Origin of the sequence: Nitrosopumilus sp. b3 (assembly GCF_014078525.1) — an archaeon.
In the GTDB taxonomy this organism is placed as follows: domain Archaea; phylum Thermoproteota; class Nitrososphaeria; order Nitrososphaerales; family Nitrosopumilaceae; genus Nitrosopumilus.
On the sequence record NZ_MU078694.1, the window covers coordinates 449,667 to 467,588 of the forward strand.

The following is a 17,922-nucleotide window of genomic DNA, read 5'->3' on the forward strand; positions in this document are numbered from 1 at the left end:
TAATTAATGAACAATTGGTTTGCACGCCAACAAAACCTAGGGTGGCAACATTGTTGTCATTCTAGGACATTACATTCTATCAGGAGCAGTAATTCCTAAAAGATTCAATGCTTTTTCAAGCGTAATTTTAAATGAATTAACTAAACATAAACGGGAATTTTCGAGATTTGTATCTCCCAGTTCCAAAACCTTACAATGTTCATAAAAGGAATTGAATGAAACTGCCAAGTCATGACAATATCTTGCGATTACTTTAGGGGACAAATTTTTTGCAGCATCACGTACTTGTAAATTAAAAAGACCAATATTTTTAATCAAATCAAGTTCAGATTTCTCTTTGAGTAAAGAAAAATCAACATCAATTGTCGGGGTACGATTTGATTTCTCCAAAATTCTAGATGCACGAGCATGAGTATATTGGATGTATGGTGCAGTATCACCTTCCAAACTAAGAGATTTTGTCAAATCAAATGTGATAATTTTATCCAAATCTTGTTTTATCATCTCATAGCGTAAAGTTGCAACAGATACACTGTGAGCAATTTTTTCAATTTCTGAGGAACTCATTTCAGGATGTCGCTTTTTTGTTTCTTCTTTTGTCTTCTCTTGGAGTAAGTGATATACAGAATCTGCATTTACATACAATCCCTTTCGTCCAGACATTTGAGCTTGTTTTCCTTCAGTGTTCAATCCAAGCGTCTTGGCAGTTTCTGAGCTTAAAGTTACTGACTCATATCCAAGATGAACATATGCGTCAGGAACAGACTTGAATTTGCCCATAAGAGACGTAATGATTTTTTGCAGTCTTGCCTGGCGAGAATCAATTACAGTAACTACTTTGTCTCCAGAAAAATTTTGGGAAATGGGTTGATTTTTGTTCAGAGTAGTTTGCCAAAGGTCTTTAGAATCGGGCTGCACCTTTTCATACTTTTCATAATTAAATGGATCATCAAGTAATCCGAGTTTCCATGCAGCATATGGGATATCTTTGGCAATGTATGTAGCAGTGCCATTACTTCTAACAATTACCTTATCATCTTCTTCTTTATTTTCACCTCTGATTACCCAGCATCCAGCATTCTTACCCTCTTTTTCAAATTCTATTAGAGACATTTCTTTGAGTTTTTCAAATATTTCACTCCACAATCCGGAACGAATGATTTGAGACTCAAAATTTAGGCAATCATAATAGACACCTAGATTCCAACAGGTTTCAAGCTGGCCTGCTAAAACTTTTCTTGTAATTTTATCTGCAAATTTTGCAGTTTCAGAATCACCATCCTCAAGTTCTTTTAGAACATTTTTTCTTATTTCTTCAAGACTTGGATCTTCCTCATATCTTTCAGTGGTTTTAACATAAACATCATCACCACAATAATGATCAAATTTCTTTCCATTGGGAGAATTCTCATCAAATCCAAAATGTTTGAAACCAACTATGATATCAGCTACTTGCAGACCAGAATCATCAATATAGTTTAGCACATTAACTTTGTAATTGGATTTTTTTAAAATTCTAGACACGGTATCTCCAATTATAATATTTCTGATATGTCCTATGTGAAGAGCTTTGTTAGGATTTACACTAGTGTGCTCAACTACAATTGGGGAGTTTTTTCCAATATCTACATCACCAAATTCCTCAAGATGTGATTCGGACAAAATTAATTGGTTTAATTTCTCCCAGTCTGCAAAGAAATTCAAATAACCAGACGGATGTGCCTCAGATTTCAACACTAGTGTGCTAATACAATTCTGAAACTTTTCAGACAGCATTTGAGCAATGTCTTTTGGGCTTTTTTTGAGTGGTTTTGCCAGTAAAAACGAAATATTTGAGCTCACATCACCAAATCCTGGTTTTGCAGGTTCCACGGAAAATTTTACATCAGATATTGAAAGGTCATCAAGTATTTTGTTGAGATTATTTTCAATTTCATCAATAATTGATTTGAAAGTCATGTTATATCTCAGATAATTTAGGTGCTAATTTATCTAATGCCTCAATAACGCCATCTCCCGCATTAGAATTTACAGTTATAGTAGCCTCAGATTTTACAAGATCAGAAGCATTTCCAAGTGCGATGCTAGTTTTGGCCACTCTGAATAAAGGAATGTCTGTTGCACTATCACCAATTGCAATTACATCATCGCGTAAGATAGAGTACTTTTCCATGATGTTTGAAAATCCAAATCCCTTGTCAATACCGGGGGAATTTATGTGAAAAGCATATTGACTATCAGATAACTCGACGTTAATTTTATTTTCAGTAAGTAGTTTTTTTGCAGCATCGAGATCAAATGTTCTCTCCAAAACAACTTCGGTCATTCTAGGAAAAACCAGTTTTTCCTTAACTCCATCGATATTATTTTGTATTACTTTTAATGCAGTTTTGCAGTCTTCAATATTTCCCAGAAGAACATGATCATTTGAATCAAAAGTAAGGCATCCACCATTTTCACCAACAGTAATTTTTGTAGTTCCGCCGAATACTGAAAGCAAATATCCCTCAACAGATGATCGGCCAGTAACAAAAATTACATTGTGTCCCATGTTGGTCAATCGTCTAAGTGCATCAAGAGCATCCAAATGGATTCTACCACCACCATTTTCAGTGATTGTTCCATCAATATCCACTGCAAATGTCTTCTTTTTCACAAAATCCATTTTTTAAACCGAATAATATTTGCTACGTAAGTAGAATCTAGGGTTTTATCATCAAAATCTTTTTTGTGAACTTCTCTGATGCAAACATGGCAATTATGCCCATAATTATTGCAGGTAAAATTGTATAAGCTAAAACAAGTTCAATTAATTCAAAATATACAAAATAGATCAAGCTTGGTGAAACCAATTTTCCCAGCAGGCTCTCATTGAAGGTATACATGACATAAGGATAGTAAATCATGTAAAACACAGAGCCTAATAATCCACCAACAAATATCAAGGATTTTCTAGATTTATTGACTTTTAAAATAATATCAGAGATTACAAAAGGAATTAAGTTTAGCGAGTAAAACTGTATTGAATCATACAAAGCAAAATTTGGAACTATTGCAGTAGAACTGTAAATTAACAAAAATAGGCCTCCAAGCAGGCTCATCATTCCAAATCTATGATCTGATAATCGAAAAATCAACAGCATTGAAAATGAAATAAGAAATGGGAATGCCAGACTTGCAACAAAAAAAGCAAATGTGGGTTCAGGATTTAATTGAAAATAATCAGTGTTAGAAAAAGGCAGTGACAATGAAGATATTATCCCAGAGCCAGATAGCCAGATAGGCAATACAGCTAAGATTAGTAGAAAAGTAAATACAGATTTTAAATTGTTAATTTTCAAGTATCTTGAAATACCAACCATCCCACCAATACTACATAGAAACATTCCAAGTATCAAGGTCAAGTGGGGAGGACTAAGTAATCCATCCAAACCAAAATTTGAATGCCAAACAAAATCAAAAGGACCAGCTCCAACAAGTAATCCTATTCCAATTAATTTAATTTTTAAGGATAAAAAATAGTAGTCTTTAGAATTCTGTAAGTTATGCCAACCAAAAAAAGAAAGGACAACTCCAATCAAAGATATTGCAACTCCAGTATACATCAAAGCATGTGGTGGAGAGAAAAAAGATTCAGGTCGATTTAACAGATGATTTGTAATATCCCAGCTTCCACCAACTGTCACTAACAAGATTCCAAAACTCGTAAAAAGACTTCCAAAAAGAAAAATCTTTTCAGAATAAATTTGTAAAAATTTCTTTGGAAGATCAGATTGTGAGAGAGGCATGACTAGCGTATCATTCCATAAAATATTAGGGATTTACATTTACTGAATAATCTAAGACATATTCATTCTGATGATCTAAAATCCCCGAATAGGGATAATGAGACACGTTACTGGTATGTGGGATATCAATAGATTTTACATAAATGGTAAAGATTCCTGTTTTTTCAGGAGTGATAATCAAGTCCAGATGATTTTTCGCTCCAGGGAAAATTGGCCTATTCATCGCTTCAATTGAAGGGTATTTTGCAGTTGTAGATTCCAAACCACCGCTATAGTTTGCACCTATTTCATCACCAACTTCAACATGAACTGAAGATTGTGTAAAATCATATGTTGCAATCTCAACTATACCATCAGTTTTAGAAATAGTGGGAAACGATGTAGATAGTATGTGGATATCACCATAGTCACCTCGATTTTCTGAAGTTATACTCAATCTAAAAGAATCACCCAAGGAAACATCTGAATCAGATAAAACCGCTTCAAAATAGGGTTGAGGAACAAGTTGTTCATTGGAGAGATATTGTTCAGGCAAGATGAAAACTGTCAAACTAAAATAAGCAATTATGAAAATTCCAATTATCGGATAAATCAGACTTTTTCTCACATGAACTGAAAACCAATTACTGTTAAAAAATGATAAGAAAAATTATCAAAAATCAAAGACATCTTATTAGAAAAGATATCAAATCATAACATAATGACTAAAAGAGTAATTGGCAAAATATTCAATAAATATCCACATACAAATGAATCTGAATCAGATATAGACTCTAGAAATTTCAATAGTGTAAAAGAGTCATTTACAAATTTTTTAAATCAAGTAAATAATTTTCAATCTATTCATAAAATTAACACACATAAGAGTAATAGGATTTTATTTGAAAAGATTGTAGTACGAGTTGAGTAGTATTGGGAATACCTGAAAAAATTAAAGCCATCCAAGATGAGATGGCAAAAACCCAGATTAACAAAGCTACAGAACATCATATAGGTCTACTAAAAGCAAAGATTGCAAAGCTGAAAAGAGAGCAAGAAGCAGACACCGCTAAAAAATCAGGAATGAAGCAAGATGGGTTTGACGTTAGGAGAAGCGGAGATGCAACGGTGGTCTTTATTGGATTACCCAGTGTTGGGAAATCAACACTACTCAACAAAATGACGGGGGCAAAATCAACAGTAGGAGCTTTTCAATTTACAACACTAACAGTAGTCCCAGGAATGATGGAATATAGAGGAGCAAAAATCCAAGTATTAGATCTTCCAGGAATTATCAAAGGAGCATCCACAGGAAAAGGATTAGGAAAGAGGATTTTATCTGTAGCACGAACAGCAGATCTTGTTTTATTGGTGTTAGATGTTTTTCAACCATTTCACGAGGATGTGCTTACCAATGAATTGGGAAACATAGGAATAAGGCTCAATCAATTACCGCCAAACATAACAATTGAGAAAGCATCAATGGGAGGCATTGCGATTGCACAGCAAGTAAAATTAACAAAAATTACAGAAAAACATCTTAAAGATATTCTGCATCTTTATGGAATAGTTAGTGCACGTGTTGTAGTACGAGAAGATCTAACTTCAGAACAACTAGCAGATCATATTGCAGGAAACATTAGTTATTCAAAAGCACTTACGATTTTAAACAAAATTGATTTGGTTGATAAAGACTTTCTGTCAGATTTGAAGACAAAAATAAAATCAGATGTAATAGAAGTGTCAGCAAATGCCGATATCAATATCGATTTGCTAAAAGAAAAGATCTATGAGAAATTAAAATTCATCAGAATATACATGAGGCCAAAAGGAGGGGAGACGGATTTTAAAGAGCCATTAATTGCAAGAGAGGGAGACACGGTAGAAGATATTTGTAATAAATTACATCGTAGATTGAAACGAGAATTCAGATACGGTCTTGTATGGGGAAAGAGTGTAAAATTTGGAGGACAAAGAGTGGGATTAAACCATATTTTGATTGACGAAGACGTATTAACAATTATCAAAAGACGATAAAATAATTTTTGAAAATTAAACGATCAATAAAAAATGCAATATAATTACTTGAGAAATTGTAATCAAATTGTGTAAATTTCTTTAGTTTAACCACTGAAAAACAATGAAAATGGCGATTCAGTATGGCAGCTAAACGAAAAGCAGCTCCAAAGAGAAAGGCAGCAACTAAACGCAAAGCCGCTCCAAAGAGAAAAGCAGCAAAAAGAACTGCAGCTAAAAAAGCAGCTCCAAAGAGAAAGGCAGCAACTAAACGCAAAGCCGCTCCAAAGAGAAAAGCAGCAAAAAGAACTGCAGCTAAAAAAGCAGCTCCAAAGAGAAAGGCAGCAACTAAACGCAAAGCCGCTCCAAAGAGAAAGGCAGCAAAAAGAACTGCAGCTAAAAAAGCAGCTCCAAAGAGAAAGGCAGCAACTAAACGCAAAGCCGCTCCAAAGAGAAAAGCAGCAAAAAGACGATAGTATCGTCAAACTAACAATCGTCATTTAGAGACGAATTGTTTTCATTTTTCTGAATTTATTAGTGGAAACTTTAATTAAATTTTTCAGAATTAATTTGATGAATAATTTTAAAAAATATTCATACATCAAAAACACATGCCACAAAATCAAAGAATCTATGTGATCACATAATTTTGCAGTTCCAATCTAAATCAAGATACAGTGTAAATTAAAAATAGAGAAAAAGATCTAAAACAAATTTGATGTTTATGAAATTATCTTTTTTTGTACTCAAATAAAATTATTTTAAAAATAATCAATAAAGATAGCTCATCAATTTGATTTGTTCTTCAGTAGAAATTACATTTTTGTTTGTTAAAATTTCTAACAAATCTTTAAACAATGCTTTTTGTTCAGAAGACATTCCCCCTGATGGTCCTTTTTCTCCAGGTGGTCCTGGTGGGCCTCTTGGTCCTGGAGGTCCTACTGGGCCTTGACCTCCTACTGGACCTTGTTCGCCAATGGAACCTATTGGGCCTGTAGGGCCTCGTTCACCTTGTGGTCCTTGAATGCCTTGTGGTCCTTGTGGTCCTTTTTCTCCAGATGGACCTGTTGTTCCTCGTTCACCTTGAGAACCTTGTGGTCCTTGTGGTCCTTTTTCTCCAGTTGCACCAATTGGGCCTGTAGGTCCTTTTTCTCCAATTAGTCCTGTAGGTCCTTTTTCTCCTTTTTCACCTTGTGGACCTGGAACTCCTGTTAGTCCTTTTGAACCAGCAGGGCCTTGTGGTCCTTGTGGTCCTTTTTCTCCAATAGGACCTTCAACACCTTTGTTACCTTTTTCTCCAATAGGGCCGGGTGGACCAATGGGTCCTTTATCACCAGCAGGGCCAGTAGGTCCAGTTAATCCTTTATCGCCAAGTGGTCCGGGTGGACCATTGGGGCCTTTATCACCAAGTGGTCCTGACGGACCTTTTTCTCCAATAGGACCTGAAGGACCTTGAAGTCCTTTTTCTCCTTGAACCCCAGATAATCCAGTTGGTCCTTTCTCACCTGGAGGTCCAGTAGGTCCAGTTAATCCTTTATCGCCAGTTGGTCCTTGTTGACCCTTATCTCCTTTTTCTCCAGGAGCACCTCGTAATCCAGAAAGTCCTTTATCACCAGCAGAACCAGTTGGTCCTGTTTCACCCTTGTCACCAGTAGGACCTTTTAATCCAGTTGGTCCTTTGTCACCAATAGGTCCTGTTGCACCCTTATCCCCCTTATCACCTGGAGGACCAACAATTCCTTTGTCTCCTTTGTCTCCTTTGTCGCCAGTAGAACCCTTATCACCAGTAACACCTTTGTCACCAGACAATCCCTTCTCCCCAGTTGATCCTTTGTCACCAGTTGCGCCTTTGTCACCAACTGGGCCAGGTGGACCGTCAGGTCCTTTATTTCCAACAGGTCCTTGTGGACCTGGAGGACCAGGTGGACCTTTATCACCAACTGGGCCAGGTGGACCGTCAGGTCCTTTATTTCCAGCTAAACCAGAAGTTCTTGCAGAACGAACATTGGATTTTGATTCTGATGGTTCTTTTTTATTTTCAGATGCCACAGGTTTAGGTTCGGGTTCAGATTCAGGTTCATTTGATTCAGATGGCGGTGTCGAAGTTTGTTTTAATTTAATATCAAATACAGAATGTAATGATGAGAATAGATCTACAACGATTATCCAAACAGTGTCAAGGGTTTCAATTGATGATGGAAGTGGATTTTCAGGAGAGCCGAGTTTTTCAGAAAACATCCCATCCTTGACTCTTAGATGAAAGTTTCCCCTCCACAAAGAAGGGAATTTTTTAGTAAATAGAGCCTCATCAGAAGGTCTACTATCAGAAATTGAAATTTGAACTTCATATACACCCGATTGTTTAAAAGGGGACTTGCCTTGAACTTCTAATCTAGGTTGAGATGACACATTCGTTTCTGTATTTTTCAAGTATTTCTGTATTTAGATGCTTGAATCAGAATAAACTGATTAAAAATGAGAGCATTTCCAATTAAGGATGGTATTTATCTAGATAAAATGCCAATTTGAGCTAGTGAAGAAACCTTTCGGAAAAAAATCAAAGGAGGTTGACGAATCCTCGTCAAAGAAGGACAAAGTTGAAGAAACTAGCCTAGTGGATTCAGACTATAATCGTAAGAAATTATTCAAAAAAGGAATCAATTTGATGGCAGATGAAAAATTAGAAGAGGCCATAGTAGTATTTGAGCAAGCATTACGAATTGAGCCAGACAACATTGAAACTTTGATGAAATTAGGATATGCCAGATTTCACATTGATGATCATGGAGAAGCACTAAAAGTATATGATAAGATTTTAGAAATAGATGTTACAAATCCAGAAGCCTGGAATCTTAAAGGGCTGGTGCATTATGAACAAAAGAATTTTTCAAAAGCCCTTGATTCGGTAGATAAAGCAATCGAATCAGATCCAACATATGCAATGGCATGGTATAACAAAGCTTGTTTCTTATCATTACTTAATCAAGTGCCAGAAGCATTAGAAGCACTGAAACGTTCAATTGAAATCGATGTTAAAAATGCAAGAAGATCAATTCGAGACAAAGATTTTGCAAATGTTAGAATTGAAGAGGGGTTTAAAAGAATTCAAGAAGTAGTAGTTTTAGAATCAGTAAGACAAGGATATCATACATTAGGTTCTATTGTATGGACAACATTTCTAGACAAAGCTGATGCAGAGTCTTCTTTAAGAAAATTATTAGAAAAAGGATTAATTGTACAAAATGAAAAACGTGATGGTCTAAGTAAAATTCCAATTTATGATCTTGCACCAAACATTGCAGAGAAAATGGGAAAAGAAAAGAAAGGATTGTTCGGAATTACAAGAAAAACTTTACCAAAACCAGTAAAGAATTTGAAAGAACTAAGTCATGCAATTCAATCAGTTAGAGAAGCAATAGAAGAAGAAGATGTTGAAAAGACAATTGAGATATTTGATATTTTCATTAATCCAGCAAAATCAGGCGAACAGATGATAGAGAATTTCTTTGACGAACATAGAGAAATAAGATTATGGAAAATTAGACTAAAAGACAGAGGGCAAGACTATCTAATCGAAAATAAAGAAAAAATGCTAATTCTTTTTGACAACATCGAAGTAACAATTACAAAAAAACTTCGAAACGAAATTAATTATTCAGCAGACAAATCCCAATAATTTGCGTCTTCTTGTTTTTGTGTAGGTTTTTGAAGACTTTTCCATTCCTTAAATGAGCGCACATACAATTTTGCATTTGGTAAACCTGCAGATTTTAGGGCATAGTATGCCAAACCAGAAAGAGTACCCACACTCCCACAATAAGTGATAATTTCGGAATTACCAGTGATTCCTCTATTGTCAAGCAATCGTTTCATATCCTCTTTTGAACGCAAAATATGATCATTGCTTGCAAGAGTCCTATATGGAAGGCTAATCGCTCCAGGGATATGCTGTTCTAGAAAATTTAATCGTTCTCGATTATCAATAAGTATAACATCATCACGACTTTTTGCACTCTCTAGATAATCAGAAGTGGCTAAGATCTCAGGTCGCAAATGCATCGAATGATCTTTGATTTGTATTTCAGGTGTTTGAGAATCATTTTCTAGCCCAAGTGATTTCCAATGGCTATAGGTTGTTTCAAGCAATGATACACTAGAATGTCCAAGATATTCCAATGTCCATGCAACCCTTGATGCTAGGGCACCAAAGGTATCATCATAAACTACAACATTGGTTTCATCATCAATCCCCATAGAGTTTATGAGTTTTAAAACACGTTCAGGGCTATCATCAGACAAAAGATTTGCCAAAGGTAAATTTACGGCAGAAGGAATATGATCTTGTTTGTAGTCACCTTCACGTCTAACATCAATTACTCGAACACTTTTGTCTCGTATCTCAGAGCGTAGAGAATCAACATCGGTTGTTATTTTACCAGATTCGGTCAAGCAGCACACTCACCCTTTCCAGTTTTTGTGTGATAACTTGTATCGCTACCATAATCAAGATAGAAATCAGGATCTTCCTGAATTGTTGGTGGAACAATCATCGGTTCAATAATTTTTTTAATATCGCTGATGGATTTGATATCTGAATCCTCATTACCATTTACAACCCTATGAATCCATGATTTGAGAGTATCATCAGATTTCTTTTTTTCTTTGAACAGTTCAATGATTTTTAGAATAACAGGTATCACTCGTTTTGCAGGAACTCTAACACAAGTTTCTCCTAGCATTGTATCGCCATCTGACCGGCCTCCCAAAGACATTTGATAATTTGGATACATGTCTTTTCCAACACGTCCACCTCCTCCAAAGAAACCAATTGTTGCAATACCATGTTGCCCACAAGAATTAGGACATCCACTTATCTTTATCGAGGAATCACTTAGATCATCATCCTCATCCAACTTTAGATCCAAGAATTTTCGTTGTATTTCTTTTGCCAATCTATGTGAGTTTGTCAAAGCAAGATTACATGAAGTAGTGCCAGAGCATCCAATAGGTGCAGTCATAGTCAATGCACCGGACTTTGCAAGTCCTACCTCAAGCAATTTAGAATACAATTGAGGCAAATCATCTTCTAGTACATATCGTAATGCAACATTTTGCACAAATCCACATCGTGCCTTACCTTCAGAGGAGAAGTTACGGATGATATCACCTAGTGCATTTAACTGATTTGAGGTTATATCACCAGCTTCTAGAGTAATAAACACAGAACGATAATCAGATTGTTTTTGTTTTACTGTATTTGTTTTTAGCCATCTAGCATAACCATCAGGAACAGAATTGCCACTTTCATCGGTAATTCTAATAGGTCGCTTTATTTGATCAGGTGTTATATCAACATCAAGTTGAGTCACAACAGATTGAGTAGCTCTAACAATTGCTCTTTCTTTGAACACAAGATTTTGAAATTTATCCCAACCCATATCATTTACTAGGTAACGCATTCTATTTCTTGCAAGATTTTTTCTATCACCCAATCTATCAAATATCCTCATCACAGCAATAGATGTGTAAAGTAAATCTTCTTCAGGAGTAAATTCTTCTAATTGATGTCCAACATATGATTTGTTACCCAATCCACCGCCAAGGAATATTTTAAATCCTCTTTGAGAAGAACCGTCAATTTCCCTTATTTGTGGAATTAATCCAACATCAACCATCCTTACCATTCCATGTTTCTCACAACACGTGAAATTGAATTTAAATTTGCGTGGAAGATTTTGTGCCATCGGATTTCTTAAAAAAAATCTAGCAGTTGCCAGGGCATATGGAGTTGAATCAAATTTTTCATCAGGACATACACCAGACAATGGGCTACACATAACATTACGAACAGAGTTACCACATGCTTCCCGAGATGTCAGACCAACTTCAGCAAGACCTCTAAAAATTTCAGATACATCTTCAAGAATTACCCAATGCAATTGAATATTTTCTCTAGTAGAAAAATGTGCACTGCCAATAGAATACTGTTCACTTAATTGAGATATTTTTTCAAATTGATGAGGGTAAATTTCCCCGGCAGGAAGTTTTATTCTAACCATTGCATAATCACCAGTCATTCTGGTGCCATACGCACCATGCTGAAGTCTAAATCGTCTAAAACTATCCTCATCGTATTTTCCTTGACGGAACATCTTTACTGTTTTAGCAAAATTATCTGCCTCCTCAATCCTAGCCCAATTAATTTTAGGCTTTGCAGAATCTGGAGAAGATTGTTTAAGATCAGATATTGTCAATACAAAGAAATTCCATCTAGTTTGGTTATAAATTTTTGATATAGGGATGTTTTAGTAAAGAAAATTTTGAGGTCATACATAATTTTCCTACTTTTTTAAAACCTAATAGAATTAGTCATACCTAATTTTAAAGAAATGTGGGAAAGTATTAATTGTTCAGAGAATGAATTCATCTCATGCAAGAGGCCACAGTAGCAGAGCAATCAAATAAAATTTTTACAGATGTAAAAGAAGTCGAAATTACACGTGCAATCGCAAATGAATTTCATGACGTATTGATTGACAGAGCAGATTCAGATGTCATAATTATTGGAGCTGGTCCAGCAGGATTAACAGCTAGTAGAGAGTTATCTAATATGGGTTTCAAAGTTCTCGTAATTGAACAAAATAACTACCTAGGCGGAGGTTATTGGTTAGGAGGATACATGATGAATCCAGTAACAGTTAGAGAACCAGCACAGAAAATTTGGGATGAGTTGGGAGTCCCATACAAAAAAGTTGCAGATGGACTGTATCTTACTCCAGGCCCACATGCAGTATCAAAATTAATTGCAGCAGCATGTGATGCAGGAGTCAAATTCCTACAGTTAACAAAATTTGATGATTTAGTATTGAAAAACGGAAGAGTTGCAGGAATTGTTGTAAATTGGATGCCAGTTTCAGCTTTACCACGAAACATAACTTGTGTAGATCCAGTTGCACTAGAAGCAAAAATAATAATCGATGCATCAGGCCATGATTCTGTTGCAGTAAAGAGATTAGTAGATAGAGGATTAGCTAAATGGAAAGGAATGGAACCAATGCATGTCAATGATGGAGAAGAACATGTTGTCCATAAAACAGGAGAAGTTTATCCAGGATTGGTGGCTGCAGGCATGTCAGTAACTGAAACACATGGCTTGGCAAGAATGGGTCCAACATTTGGTTCCATGTTATACTCTGGAAAAAAGGCAGCTGAAATAACTGCAGCAAAAATCAAAGAGTTAGAAAGATAAGTCATCAAGAAATATCTTTTTTATTGAAAATTTCTAAAATTATTCTATATAATGAACCAACAGTTCCTGAAATTCAATTAGATAGATTAAGAAAGTTCCTCGAAAACACATTTCAAATTACAATTGAAACAAGAAAGAATTTGTTCAATAATTTAGATGATAGGACATATAAAAAAATTGCAAGTATTAGAATTTTAGACATTAAGAAACCATTTCAGAAATATTCTACTTCAGATGAAGATGTTTTAGTAGAAAAAGAGAGCATAGACATGTCTCAAGAAAAAGAACCCCCATTATATGATGGAGTGGAATTACAAAAAATTATTTCAGAATTAATTCCAGATAATGAAAATAGAATGGATATACTAAATGTGATTTTTACAAATAAGATTACATGCACATTTGATGAAAGTGATTATAGATATCATGCAAGATCTTTGATTAGTTCTAATCCTGTAATAATTTCAACTACAGGCATGATAGAGGCCCCCGCAAAACCAAAACAATACTATCTGGATTTAATGACAAACTTTTCAAAAGATGCAGTAGACGAAATCAAAAAAAGATACAAAGGCCAATTTTTAGAATATCATGATTCACGTTTATCAGAAATCGCAGAAGGCTACCTATTACAAGCCATCATGTATTATGAAACAGGAGAGGCGTTTTGCGATAATTTAGACTGCAGATTGTTTAATTCCCACTGGCAAAAAGATCTCCTCCATTCCCAGATAGACAACAAAAAATTGTGTGAAAAACACCAAGAAATTCTAAATCAATTTAGACAGAATTAATGTCATCACGGATTTTTTTAGAGGATTCTGTTAACAGTGATGATTCGGATTCGTCAAGTTGAATTGTCTGTATTTCAGAAACGCCGTTTTGATTAATTTTTACAGGAACGCCCATTGCCACGTCATTTTCACCGTATTCACCCTCAAGAACTACAGATGCTGTGAGAAATAGTTCTTGGGCATTGATGATGGTATTAATTACATCGTAGACATTTTTTGCGATGCCAAACTGAGATCGACTCTTATAATTTCTCAGAGTCTTCCAATAGTTTCGAATATCAAAAGTAATGTATTTTTTTTCAACATCATTTATCATAGAAGATAGAGATTTTCCTTCAACAGTTACGTTTGAAAAAATAGGAACCATTGAATCACCATGCTCCCCAAGAACTAATGCACCATTTATTGAGGATTGAGGCACAGATAATTTTTCTGATACAAAATAGCGAAATCTGCTTGAATCAAGGCTTGATGCAATGCCAATTACTTTGAATCTAGAAAAACCAGATTCTTTTTGAAAAAAATATGTCAAAACATCAGGAGGATTTGAAACCATTAAAATTATTGCAGAAGGGCAGTACTGTTTAATTTTTTTTGCAATCTCTTTTATCATATCTATTTGCGGATTTTTATTTTCGGTCCTAGATTTCGTGTATGAAACAGTACTTGCAGCAATTATTACAATATCTGAACCAGATAATTCAGCATAGTCATCTGTTCCATGTATCGAAAATTTTGAAGTTGCCGGGATTGCATTTGAAATATCCAATGATTCACCAATTGCTTTATCTCTACTACGATTGATCAATAAGACATCATCTAGTGCATTTGCAACACAGAGAAATGCAATTGACGCGCCAACTCGGCCGCTTCCAATTATTGAAATCAATTAAAACACAACCGGTTTATTTTACAATTAAAACAGGACAGCGAGTTTTTTGTGACACACCATTTGCGACACTACCTAAGAGAACTTTATCAAAACCAGTTCTCCCATGAGACCCAATTACAATTAGATCATGTTTTCTAGATTTTGCAAAAGTTACAATGTCATTTACAACAGATTTTGAAGTAATTATTTGAGTTTTGACAGTAATGTTATTTTTTTCAGCATAAGATTCTAGTTTTTCAACATGCTTTTTTGTCACCTTACTCTGTTTTTTAATTAATTCTTTATCGGCTCTTGCATCATAATATTTGTGATGCCAAGCATCCCCCTCAAGACACGTAAGAAGAGTTACTTTTGATTGATATTTTTTTGCAACATCTAATGCAACCTTAAAGGCCCTAGTGGATTGGTCAGATAAATCAAATGGAACAAGAATGTTTTGAAACATTTCAGAATTCCTCCTTTTTACGAATACTTTCTCTTTGACGCTTATTCTCACGATCAGAGTATTCTCCTTCCAATTTTCGGCTTAATTCATCAGCAATTTTAAGAATATCCCAACCAGATGCAGTGTAAACCAATGTATTTTTCGAAGTCTTAACAGATGCAGTTGCATCATAATGAGTTCTTGAACCTTCAGGATTTTGAGATTCTACTGTAATTTTTGCCTCAATTATATTTGATAATACTTTTTGAACTTTCTCTAAAGCAGAACCAAACTTGGATGAAAGTACCTCATTTGCAGGTTCATCTTTAGATAACCCAACCACATACAAAGGAACAGAATTTGCCATATAGTATTAATGTCAACTAGAACTAAATATCTTTCTCAGTAATTACCAAACATGAAATTCAATGGTGAATGTATTAATCCTTAATTAAGAAATAAAAAACAGATAGACATTGGATGTTAAAAAAATCAAATTATTAGAATTAATTTCAAAACCAATTACAGTCAAGCCAAATACAACACTGCTAAAAACCAGAGAGAGTCTATTGAAAAATAGAGTCAAACGGGTAGTTATCGTAGACAAGAAAAAACCGTTAGGAGTAATTACTGAAAAAGATATTGCAAAAAAAATCTACGAGTTAGGATCAAGACCAATTAGTGCAGTAGTAGCAAAGGAGTTTATCCCTAAGAAATTATTCACATTAACTCAAGACAACACTGTAACTGAATGTGCAATGATGATGAAAAAACACCGGATCAGTCTAGTGATCATTACAAATAAAGACAAAACATTACAAGGAATCGTAACTGAGACAGATCTTGTAAAAGCAATTCTTACAAAAGAGTCAACACCTTTCAAAGTTTCAGAGATTATGAAAAAAGATGTTATTACCGCACTTCCAAGTGACCCAATATTACACATAGAAAGTCTGCTGTTAAAATACAGGATATCAAGAGTCATTATCAAAAGGAATCAAACACCTGTAGGAGTTGTTACATTCAGAGACTTTGTGCCTGCAAAAATTCCTCAATGGATTGCAGAGTCAGCAGATCCAAAAGAAGTTCAAGAATATAAATTCAAAAAAGGATTAGAAGAAATTCATTCCAATCAAATGAGTTACTTGTTTCCATTTCATGCAACAGATATCATGTCCTCCAAGCCAATCACCGTAGGAATTAATGATGATGTCAAGGATGCAGTAACTTTGATGATAAAGCATGACATTAGTGGACTGCCAGTAGTCAAAAAATCAAAATTAGTAGGCATAATTACAAAATCAGATATTGTAAATTCCCTAACAAAATAATTTTAGCGAATTAAATTATTTCACAATCATCAATGAGCAAGGTGATGATTGAGCAAGCTTATTTGAAGTACTTCCAAGTAAAAATCTGGCTACAGTTCCAAGACCTTTGTTACCCACAACAACCAGATTGCATTTTTCTTCCTTGATTACTTTATCAATTTCATTTACAATGTTACCTTCTCTTATCAAAGATTTTCCAGTAATTCCATTTTTAGAAAGAATCTCATTTGCATCGTTCAGAGTTTTTTTGCCATATTTTCGTAAAAGTTGCAAATATTCTTTACGATCTAAAAAATTTACAGGTACTGATTTTTCAACAACATAAATTAAAATAATTTGTGAATCAAATGCATTTACCATTTCACATGCCCTTTGTAGAGCTTTTTTAGAATATTTTGAACCATCCAGAGGAACTAGGATTTTTTTGAAATTATTCATTTTACAACCAAAACGGGTTTTTTGGATTTGTGTAATACATAATTTGAAACACTGCCCAAAAACATTTCTTTTACACTACCTCTTCCTCTTGCACCAATTACAACCAAGTCAATTCTATTTTTACTATTATTTGCAAACCTTGCAATATCATATCCAGGATCACCTGCGAGTGCTTTACCAGTTAATTGTATTCCTTTTTTTGCGGCTCTAACTTTTGCCTGTTCAAGGAATTTTTTTACTTCTTTCATCGAGTTAAAATCTAAGAAACCAAGTGGATGAAGTGCATACAATCCAGGCACTGATTTTACTGCCAAGGCAGTTATTGTTCCATTAGACTGTCTTGCAATATGAATAGCCATATCCAATCCACGAAAAGAGTTTTTTGAACCATCCAGAGGAACTAGGATTTTTTTTGTTTTAATTACCATATAGGGTTTATCTCAATTACGAACTTAAAAGCATTCAATGATTTCCCGCAATGATTTTCAAGTATGATAATTTAGAAATCATATCATATAATTGAAGATCATAGATTTTTCATGGAAGGAAGTACTTTTGTAAATCAGGTAATGTCTAAAACCGTTTTAACTGCAGATAAATCCGTATCAATTCAAGATGCCGCTCAAAAAATGAAAGAATTGAAAATAGGATGTGTGGTCATAACTGAGGATTCCAAACCCATAGGCATTGTCACTGAAAGGGATTTCGTTACTAAAGTTGCTGCTGAAGGAAGGCCCTTATTTACAGAGATCTCAGAAGTCATGTCATCTCCACTAATAACGATAGATCCAGAAGAGACAATTTGGGAAGCTTCAGAAATGATGAAAGAGAAATCAATCCACAAACTACCTGTCAAAGAAAATGAGCAGATAATAGGAATTGTTACCACTACAGATATTGTAAAAATCTCTAGTGTTGGATCAGACTCTGAAATGCGTAGAATATGTGATCAGATAATTTTGAGAATGAAAGACGAATAATCAAAAAAAGACACTTAAATTATTGCTACAA

General features: G+C 34.7%; 19 protein-coding genes. 7 read left to right on the plus strand and 12 right to left on the minus strand.

Features of this window, described 5'->3' with window-relative positions:
- Window positions 1-69: 69 nt before the first annotated feature.
- Genes argS through C6990_RS04825 form a run of 4 tightly spaced genes read right to left on the minus strand, consistent with a single transcriptional unit; the run spans window position 70 to window position 4,395 of the window.
- Window positions 70-1,959: an arginine--tRNA ligase gene (gene argS / locus C6990_RS04810; RefSeq protein WP_182128899.1), complete on the minus strand. Its 1,890-nt coding sequence runs from the start codon at window positions 1,957-1,959 to the stop codon at window positions 70-72.
- Window position 1,960: 1 nt separating this feature from the next.
- Window positions 1,961-2,656 carry a phosphoglycolate phosphatase gene (locus tag C6990_RS04815; RefSeq protein WP_182128901.1) on the minus strand — a complete coding sequence of 232 codons (696 nt, stop codon included), beginning with the start codon at window positions 2,654-2,656 and terminating at the stop codon, window positions 1,961-1,963.
- Window positions 2,657-2,702: 46 nt separating this feature from the next.
- Window positions 2,703-3,788: a hypothetical protein gene (locus tag C6990_RS04820; protein WP_182128903.1), complete on the minus strand. Its 1,086-nt coding sequence runs from the start codon at window positions 3,786-3,788 to the stop codon at window positions 2,703-2,705.
- A 25-nt stretch (window positions 3,789-3,813) separates the two neighbouring features.
- Window positions 3,814-4,395 (minus strand): hypothetical protein, encoded by a 582-nt coding sequence (locus C6990_RS04825; protein ID WP_182128905.1) that lies wholly within the window; start codon window positions 4,393-4,395, stop codon window positions 3,814-3,816.
- A gap of 305 nt (window positions 4,396-4,700) precedes the next feature.
- Here C6990_RS04825 and C6990_RS04830 point away from each other — a divergent pair, with 305 nt between their 5' ends.
- Window positions 4,701-5,804, plus strand: coding sequence for an OBG GTPase family GTP-binding protein (locus tag C6990_RS04830; RefSeq protein WP_182128907.1), 1,104 nt, complete (start codon window positions 4,701-4,703; stop codon window positions 5,802-5,804).
- Window positions 5,805-5,926: 122 nt separating this feature from the next.
- Window positions 5,927-6,259: a hypothetical protein gene (locus tag C6990_RS04835; RefSeq protein WP_182128909.1), complete on the plus strand. Its 333-nt coding sequence runs from the start codon at window positions 5,927-5,929 to the stop codon at window positions 6,257-6,259.
- A gap of 295 nt (window positions 6,260-6,554) precedes the next feature.
- On the opposite strand, the gene C6990_RS04840 is transcribed toward C6990_RS04835, so the two are convergent.
- On the minus strand, window positions 6,555-8,213 hold the full coding sequence (locus C6990_RS04840; RefSeq protein ID WP_255465210.1) for a collagen-like protein: 1,659 nt from the start codon (window positions 8,211-8,213) through the stop codon (window positions 6,555-6,557).
- Window positions 8,214-8,316: 103 nt separating this feature from the next.
- Here C6990_RS04840 and C6990_RS04845 point away from each other — a divergent pair, with 103 nt between their 5' ends.
- Window positions 8,317-9,459: a tetratricopeptide repeat protein gene (locus C6990_RS04845; RefSeq protein ID WP_182128911.1), complete on the plus strand. Its 1,143-nt coding sequence runs from the start codon at window positions 8,317-8,319 to the stop codon at window positions 9,457-9,459.
- On the opposite strand, the gene C6990_RS04850 is transcribed toward C6990_RS04845, so the two are convergent.
- Both C6990_RS04850 and C6990_RS04855 read right to left on the minus strand, forming a co-directional pair.
- A complete protein-coding gene (locus C6990_RS04850) occupies window positions 9,435-10,232 on the minus strand; it encodes a sulfurtransferase (RefSeq protein WP_182128913.1) in 798 nt (265 codons plus the stop codon). The genes C6990_RS04845 and C6990_RS04850 overlap by 25 nt on opposite strands.
- Entirely contained in the window at window positions 10,229-12,037 is a 1,809-nt protein-coding gene (locus tag C6990_RS04855) for a nitrite/sulfite reductase (protein ID WP_182128915.1), read from the minus strand. The genes C6990_RS04850 and C6990_RS04855 overlap by 4 nt, the downstream gene beginning before the upstream one ends.
- Window positions 12,038-12,213: 176 nt before the next feature.
- Between C6990_RS04855 and C6990_RS04860 the strand changes: the two genes are divergently transcribed.
- Both C6990_RS04860 and C6990_RS04865 read left to right on the plus strand, forming a co-directional pair.
- Entirely contained in the window at window positions 12,214-13,032 is an 819-nt protein-coding gene (locus tag C6990_RS04860; protein WP_182128917.1) for a sulfide-dependent adenosine diphosphate thiazole synthase, read from the plus strand.
- A 23-nt stretch (window positions 13,033-13,055) separates the two neighbouring features.
- Window positions 13,056-13,826: a DUF6775 family putative metallopeptidase gene (locus C6990_RS04865; protein WP_182128919.1), complete on the plus strand. Its 771-nt coding sequence runs from the start codon at window positions 13,056-13,058 to the stop codon at window positions 13,824-13,826.
- Here C6990_RS04865 and C6990_RS04870 read toward each other — a convergent pair.
- From C6990_RS04870 to C6990_RS04880, 3 genes are read right to left on the minus strand one after another with little or no spacing between them, the layout of a single operon-like run.
- Window positions 13,813-14,715, minus strand: coding sequence for a malate dehydrogenase (locus tag C6990_RS04870; protein WP_182128921.1), 903 nt, complete (start codon window positions 14,713-14,715; stop codon window positions 13,813-13,815). The genes C6990_RS04865 and C6990_RS04870 overlap by 14 nt on opposite strands.
- A 16-nt stretch (window positions 14,716-14,731) precedes the next feature.
- A complete protein-coding gene (locus C6990_RS04875) occupies window positions 14,732-15,163 on the minus strand; it encodes a universal stress protein (protein WP_182128923.1) in 432 nt (143 codons plus the stop codon).
- Window position 15,164: 1 nt separating this feature from the next.
- Window positions 15,165-15,509, minus strand: coding sequence for a hypothetical protein (locus C6990_RS04880; protein ID WP_182128925.1), 345 nt, complete (start codon window positions 15,507-15,509; stop codon window positions 15,165-15,167).
- 109 nt (window positions 15,510-15,618) lie between these two features.
- Between C6990_RS04880 and C6990_RS04885 the strand changes: the two genes are divergently transcribed.
- Window positions 15,619-16,473: a CBS domain-containing protein gene (locus tag C6990_RS04885; protein WP_182128933.1), complete on the plus strand. Its 855-nt coding sequence runs from the start codon at window positions 15,619-15,621 to the stop codon at window positions 16,471-16,473.
- Between the two features lie 15 nt (window positions 16,474-16,488).
- Here the strand turns inward: C6990_RS04885 and C6990_RS04890 are convergent, their stop codons facing one another.
- Window positions 16,489-16,911, minus strand: a complete 423-nt coding sequence (locus C6990_RS04890) for a universal stress protein (protein WP_182128935.1) — start codon at window positions 16,909-16,911, stop codon at window positions 16,489-16,491.
- On the minus strand, window positions 16,908-17,339 hold the full coding sequence (locus tag C6990_RS04895; RefSeq protein ID WP_182128937.1) for a universal stress protein: 432 nt from the start codon (window positions 17,337-17,339) through the stop codon (window positions 16,908-16,910). The genes C6990_RS04890 and C6990_RS04895 overlap by 4 nt, the downstream gene beginning before the upstream one ends.
- A gap of 111 nt (window positions 17,340-17,450) precedes the next feature.
- Here C6990_RS04895 and C6990_RS04900 point away from each other — a divergent pair, with 111 nt between their 5' ends.
- On the plus strand, window positions 17,451-17,891 hold the full coding sequence (locus C6990_RS04900; RefSeq protein WP_182128939.1) for a CBS domain-containing protein: 441 nt from the start codon (window positions 17,451-17,453) through the stop codon (window positions 17,889-17,891).
- Window positions 17,892-17,922: the final 31 nt, after the last annotated feature.